Source organism: Duganella sp. CF458, assembly GCF_900113115.1.
Taxonomy (GTDB): domain Bacteria; phylum Pseudomonadota; class Gammaproteobacteria; order Burkholderiales; family Burkholderiaceae_D; genus Rugamonas.
In genome coordinates, this window is sequence record NZ_FOOF01000061.1 from 1 (window position 1) to 1,089 (window position 1,089).

At 57.5% G+C, this 1,089-nt stretch carries 1 protein-coding gene; it reads left to right on the forward strand.

What is annotated here, in order from left to right:
• Positions 1 to 641 precede the first annotated feature (641 nt).
• On the forward strand, positions 642 to 1,089 hold a 448-nt coding region (locus tag BM269_RS28940; protein ID WP_139232920.1), incomplete at its 3' end, for an RHS repeat protein.

The window sequence follows — 1,089 nt, forward strand, 5'->3', positions numbered from 1 at the left end:
TGGAACGTCTCCCGACGTGCCCCAACAGCCAGATCGATTTGTTGCTGCCATTCCCGAACTCTACGCAGTCTTAGTGATGCTGCCTAGAGTGGTAGAGCTGGCCGCTTACAGATTCGCTGCGGTTTTCCATGAGTGGCAACGGCCGCCTTGAGCTCGTTCAGCAAGGACTTCGACGTCTGACAAACCGTGCGGCTGAGCTCAATGCAAAGTCGGGTGCCGCAGTCGATGATGCCGAGAATGAAGTGCGTATTGCCGGCGGCATCTTTCTTGCTGGTGGCATCAACGCCCCATGCCCTTGTTCGGTGCGATGTATCTCGGCACACGATGCTTGGCTGCCTATTGGACGGTTCGCATTTCAGAGCCTTAGCGCCGCAGCCAGTCGCAAATGGTGCCGAGGCTGATCGACTCGCCAAGTGCGCCACTCTTCCGATCAAACTGTGCTTTTGATTCGGTGCCATGATTCGGTGCCAGGTCTGTCAATTGGACAGCTGCACGCGCTTTGGTCGTTCTTAGTTTCTTTTAAGGGAAACTGCATTGTCCGTTTGGCGTTGCGTCAGCTATGAGCGATTTGGATTGTCCTATGCTGATTGTTGTTGAGCTCGATGTCGTAAGGTAGGAGAGTCTGGCCGCGCAATGCATCGTTGACCACCACGAGCGAGGGTGTGACGACCTGGTATACCCACGACGCGCAGGGCAACCTGACCTCGACGACCGACGCGTTGGACAACACCAGCTACACGACCTGGGATAAGAGCGGCCATAAGAAGACGACGACGGATGCGCTCAAATACACGGTCACCAACGAGTACGACAAGCTGGGCCGCCTGAAGAAGGTGACAGGTGCGGACGGTTCCGTCACGATCAACGAGTACGACAACGCTGGCTTGCTGGTGCGTAGCACCCAGGCGAGCAAGGGCCAGGTCGTCGAGTACACCTACGACGACGCCTGCCAGGTTGCCACCATTCATGAACTGGTGACCGGCATGAGCGCAGCGGCGAACACCAACCGCTGGACCTTCTATGCCTACGACGCGGTGGGCAACCGCATCTCCGAAGTCCAGGAGCAGAACGGCCAGACGTTCCAGCGCA